The following is a 5525-nucleotide window of genomic DNA, read 5'->3' on the forward strand; positions in this document are numbered from 1 at the left end:
TTGGCTTAAAAAATTGAATTTCATTATTTAAGTAAAAATCTAAGTAAAAACGTAATATATTTATAATGAAATAATAATTAATTTTAATTAACTATTAAACGACATTAATTGTCGTATACAATTTATATTAACGCTTCTCATATATGTCTTTGACCTCATATTTGTTATTATAATTCTCTATAGTTAACGGGATACATATATGGGTTCGATTAATTATGAAAGGCTACAAGGCAAGTTAAATATTTTAGCCGATGCTGCTAAATATGATGTCTCCTGCTCTTCATCTGGTAGTAATCGAAAGAACCAAGGAGGCAGCTTAGGTGACGCCTCAAAAACCGGTATTTGCCACAGTTATACCGAAGATGGTCGCTGTGTAAGCTTACTCAAAATCCTTCTTACCAATCATTGTATCTATGACTGTGCCTACTGTACTTCTAGACGTAGCAACGATACACCACGAGCCGCTTTTACTGTAGAAGAAGTGGTTGAATTAACCATGCAGTTCTATCGCCGCAATTATATTGAAGGCCTATTTTTAAGCTCAGGCATCTTTAAAGACGGTGATTACACTATGGAGCGCCTAGTAGAAGTTGCCAAGCTGCTTCGTACGCGTGAAGGCTTTAACGGCTATATTCACCTTAAAACCATACCAGGCGCTAGCAAAGAGCTGCTGTATCAAGCAGGCTTGTATGCAGACCGCTTGAGCGCCAATATAGAAATCCCAACCAAATCTGGGCTGGCGCTTTTAGCACCTGAAAAAAGTCACGATCAGCTCAAAGCGCCCATGCAAACGGTTAAAGAAGAAATTATTACTATCAGAGAAAGCCGTAAAAAGCATAAGTCAGCACCTAAATTCACCCCAGCCGGCCAAACCAGCCAAATGATTGTGGGTGCCAGTAACGAAACTGATTTACAAGTTATTCAGCTATCAAGTCATTTTTATAAAGAGTATGATTTGAAGCGGGTTTATTATTCAGGTTATGTGCCTATGCTGTCGGACAGTCGCCTGCCCGCTATCGGTACCCCTGTACCTATGGTACGTGAAAACAGACTGTATCAAGCGGATTGGTTAATGCGCTTTTATGGCTTTGGCGCTCATGAGATTCTGGAACCTGAGGATCCCTTTTTAGACTTAGAGTGTGATCCAAAGTTGGCATGGGCCATTCGTCATCGTGAACATTTCCCAATCAATATTCAAACTGCGCCTTATGAATCTATTGTGCGTGTTCCTGGTATTGGCGTAAAAACCGCTAAAAAAATTATTAAAGCCAGACGCTTTAATCAAATGACATTAGAGCATTTAAAAAAAATGGGTGCGTCGGTTAATCGGGCAAAATACTTCATCGCTACAACTGGTAAAAACGAGCACTTATCACACTTAACCCGCGATAACTTTAGACAATATGTATTAGCTCAGACTCAAACCAAGTTTAAAGACCAACGTAGTGGGCAACTTGCATTGTTCTAAGTCCAGTCAAATGTGAACTTTTTAGTATAAAATATTTGAGCGCCAAGTATATGTCTCACTCTATTCAGCCAGCAGTCAATCAGCCCACCCTTATTGTCTATGAGTCTAGCTTTGAGGGCTGGCTGAGTGCGGTATTTTATATTTATGAAAATAAACTTCAAAACCAACCTTATTTGCAGCTATTCGATACATTAACTTATCAGCCGTCTTTAATTGATATTGCTTCATATGTGGCTCTTGATGATAGTAAAGCCCAACGAGTATTAAGCAAACTTAATAACCTGCTTGGCCGTTCCGGTATGCGTCAAATTCTTTGGGGCTTTTTGTCTGAAAAAGATGACATTGGCAGTACTCTATTTCAAGTCATAAAATATGCCTTAGACTATCCGAACCGTGATGTATTACAAGATCTTGGTAACTTTTATGTTTTGGAATTGGCGCAAACGGTAAAGTCAGTGGGAAGAGAAAAGCACCGTATGGAAGCTTTTGTACGTTTCGAGCACACTACGGAAGACATTTATTTTGCCAGAGTGGAGCCGGACTTTAATGTGTTGCCATTAATCGGTGAGCATTTTAGGCAACGATATCAGGATCAGCAATGGGCCATTTATGATATTAAACGTGGCTATGGCATATTTTATGATCGATCTAAATCAGTAAACGGAAAAGCTGCACCACTACAAACTATTGTTGATGTGGTAGATGAGGTATTATATAACCCAAGTGTGATCCATAGTGATCAAGAAAAACAATATCAAAAGTTCTGGCAAGGCTATTTTGCCAATGTTAATATCAAAGAACGTAAGAATCCACGCTTACATAAGCAATATCTACCGCAGCGCTATTGGAAGTACTTAAGTGAAAAACAAGTGCTTCCCAACGCGGAGCATCTTAGAAAATCTCGTTAATTTATTGGCTTCAGCAAATTATAAGGTAACTTGTTTTTTCTAACATTTTACCTGACAATGGGCTGGCTTAATTATTAATATCCCTTTTTAACCATATTTACTTATTAATCTTTGTATTTATCTAACCTGCCCTGTTGCTAATATGAAAGTCATGCGCCTGCTCTCCTCTTTAAAGCACGACGAATCCGAGCGAGGAATTTTTCATCTTGGGCGTGCTTTGGTAAAAAGCGGTCATACCTCAATCACTATATCTTCAGCGGATACTGATCACGATTTGGTCAAACGTCTTAAACGTGACGGCAATATCTATCATCAGGTATCTTTGCAAAAGAAATCTTGGCTTTCTCTACGCCAGATTTGGCCATTGCGTCGCCTTATTGAAGAACATCAGCCTGACATTATTCATATTCATTCGCGCACACCAGCTTGGGTTTTGAATTGGGCTATAAAAGGTGCCAAAGTTAAGCGAAAACCTATGCTTGTGGCGACCATGTATGGCTTCTATCCTATCAACAATTACGCTCGAGCACTACTTAACGTTGATTGCCTTATTACGGTATCAGACAGTGTCAGTGAGTATTTATCAAAAAAACTGCATGATGTTAAGCATCCCCCACGGTCAATCACTCGTATATATCGGGGCATTGATACCCGTAAATTCCCTTATAGATATAACCCGTCCGTATATTGGCTTCGCAGAACCTTCGCTGAATATCCAGAGTTAGAACATAAAAAATGGTTGCTGTTCCCAACGGTTATGGGGCAAGAATATGGTCAAGAATGGTTAATTGATATCATCGGTAACCTTAGTAAGGATTTCCCCCAACTACATATCATCATTATGGACGAAGACTCACGCCAGGATGTGGTCCATCAAGAGTTTATGCAGCGTATTTTTGCGCTTGAATTGGAAGATAAATTTACCTTTATTGGCGGTCAACACAATGATATGCGAGAATGGCTAGCGGCTTCAAATTTAGTACTAGGCTTAGCCAATCAGCCAGAGTCGATTGGTATAAATCTCTTGCAAGCCATTCACTTAGGAACGCCAGTGGTCGGCTGGAATAAAGCAGCATTCAAAGAAATATTATTGCCCTTGTACCCACAGGGTTTGGTTAAAGAAGATTCCGCTTATGCATTGTGCAAAGTCATTCGCAATCAATTACAAAATGCCATGCGTCCAGCCATTACCGATTTATTTACCATGCCGCAAATGATAGATGAAACATTAGAGGTGTACCGCTCATTATATGAACAAAGCCAACAGAACTATGAAAATAGATTTGTTAAAAAAAGAAAGTTCAAGACACCTTTCCAAAGGAAATAAAGTTAAAAACAAAAAAGCTGTTTAACTTTATAAAAATAAAGGTATAACACGTTAACCTTAAATTTTAAATAAAGAAAAACCCAAGTCTAGGGCAGAGACTTGGGTTTTGGGGCGCGATTTAACTTTTATAATTATTATTTTCCTTTCGGCTAATCCTTAGCCTTGTTTTACGTAAACTAAAAATGATCTAATCTACAGGGCAATAGGTAAAATCATCAGTGCTGAACATCCTAACAGCGCATTTACGTAAATCTATCAACACTGCTATCCTTGTTATCCTTGTGTTGATGAGTCTATTGTATGCGGTTGCCTTGTCACTGACTAGCAGGCAATAGCCCATTTTCATGTAAGCATATGCTTACACTTTTTGCATTGGCTATACAACAACAATCAAATGATTACAAAAAAATTCATATTAGTCTACTAAACTATTGATTACGTACATAATTAATTATATTGCCTCTTGTTGCGAGACGTTCTGCTCCACAGTATGTTCTTTAGACAATCGCTCCCCTTCCTTTTTACCCTCTTCAATTTTAATTTGTGTCTCCTGCTTATCTTTAGAAGTAGCTTGTGTGGCGTTACGCTCTTGTTCACTGGTGGCACACTTTTCATATTGTAAGGTAGTCATTACCGGAAAATGGTCTGAGCCTATTGAAGGTAAGCGTTCAATATCTACTAAGGTAAAACAAGGACTATGAAAAATATGATCCAATGCCCAGCGTAAAAACGGATAATCCACATGAAAAGTATTGATAAAAAAACGACCAATACGCGGGTCTAATAGCCCTGAAATACGTTGAAACATTAGTGTCGTCTTTGACCAAGCCACATCATTTAAGTCCCCTGCTAAAATCGCAGTCTGATTATTCTCATTGATATGGCGTCCTACCATTAACAGCTCTGCATCTCGGGTAGTGGATTTATCTGCCTCTGTGGGACTAGGTGGCATAGGGTGTAGGCAATACAGCCATATAACCTCGCCATTACTCAATCGCAACTGGGTATGAATCGAAGGGATGTCATCGATTAATAGGTACTTCACCTCAGGATTGATCAGTTCAAGCTTTGAATACAAATGCATGCCATATAGATTATCTAAAGGCACTTTGACACGATATGGATAATCCGCATCTATTACGCTTAATGCATCTTCCCATTTTTGATCCGATTCCAATGTGATAACAATGTCAGGATTCTTTTGCTGCACTAAATTTATTAATGCTCGGGTATTGTTATTGGGGGTAAGCACATTGGAGACCATTAGTTTTACTTGTACTGCATTGGGTATCGGCTTTGCTTCACGTACTTCTTGCTTCCATAATCTGGTATACGGCGCTACCATCCGCAATTGATAGCCTATCGCTAGCATTAACAGCATTACCAGTATAATATCCCATGCTTGCCACTCTGAACGCATGACTAAGACTACTAATATGCCTAATAAACTGAATAGCCCCATTACTAGAATTTGTATCCTTGGGAAGTCAACAACTCTTACCCACCAGTTATCTAATGGTAATAATCCCCATATACTAGCAAAGACAACTATGCCGCCAAGTATTTGGAAGATAAGATAAAGTGTCTCGAGCATAAAGGACCAACTTTTAGGCAATCAAATGAATTAAATATAACTTTATCGATAATTATCATTGCAAATTCACGATTTAAATTGAACTACTAAGGCATATAAGCCTAGATAATAGCATACAGGTAATAAGCTATAGCCATTAAAAAAGGTAAATAAAATTATCATTCCTCGTTTATCATACAGGGCAAACGCACACTTTTTTAAAAAGAAGTGCGAAAAAGGAGCAAATCG

The 5525-nt window shown here is 38.6% G+C and carries 4 protein-coding genes; 3 read left to right on the forward strand and 1 reads right to left on the reverse strand.

The annotated features are described in order from the left end of the window. Window positions 1–199 precede the first annotated feature (199 nt). From QZ265_RS09555 to QZ265_RS09565, 3 genes are all read left to right on the forward strand, one after another. Complete coding sequence (locus QZ265_RS09555) at window positions 200–1468, forward strand: putative DNA modification/repair radical SAM protein (RefSeq protein WP_296405651.1); 1269 nt, start codon at window positions 200–202, stop codon at window positions 1466–1468. A 50-nt stretch (window positions 1469–1518) separates the two neighbouring features. Further along, the gene (locus tag QZ265_RS09560) at window positions 1519–2376 is read left to right on the forward strand and encodes a TIGR03915 family putative DNA repair protein (RefSeq protein WP_296405653.1); all 858 of its coding nucleotides are present in this window, start codon (window positions 1519–1521) and stop codon (window positions 2374–2376) included. A 142-nt stretch (window positions 2377–2518) separates the two neighbouring features. Then, window positions 2519–3703 carry a glycosyltransferase family 4 protein gene (locus QZ265_RS09565; RefSeq protein WP_296405655.1) on the forward strand — a complete coding sequence of 395 codons (1185 nt, stop codon included), beginning with the start codon at window positions 2519–2521 and terminating at the stop codon, window positions 3701–3703. Window positions 3704–4154: 451 nt separating this feature from the next. On the opposite strand, the gene QZ265_RS09570 is transcribed toward QZ265_RS09565, so the two are convergent. Then, window positions 4155–5297: an endonuclease/exonuclease/phosphatase family protein gene (locus QZ265_RS09570; RefSeq protein ID WP_296405657.1), complete on the reverse strand. Its 1143-nt coding sequence runs from the start codon at window positions 5295–5297 to the stop codon at window positions 4155–4157. Between the last annotated feature and the right edge of the window lie 228 nt (window positions 5298–5525).

Origin of the sequence: Psychrobacter sp., assembly GCF_018260395.1 — a bacterium.
Classification (GTDB): Bacteria; Pseudomonadota; Gammaproteobacteria; order Pseudomonadales; family Moraxellaceae; genus Psychrobacter.

Coding starts and splice junctions, on each gene's coding strand:
- QZ265_RS09555 (WP_296405651.1), top strand. CDS start 200: ATGGGTTCGATTAATTATGAAAGGCTACAAGGCAAGTTAAATATTTTA.
- QZ265_RS09560 (WP_296405653.1), top strand. CDS start 1,519: ATGTCTCACTCTATTCAGCCAGCAGTCAATCAGCCCACCCTTATTGTC.
- QZ265_RS09565 (WP_296405655.1), top strand. CDS start 2,519: ATGAAAGTCATGCGCCTGCTCTCCTCTTTAAAGCACGACGAATCCGAG.
- QZ265_RS09570 (WP_296405657.1), bottom strand. CDS start 5,297: ATGCTCGAGACACTTTATCTTATCTTCCAAATACTTGGCGGCATAGTT.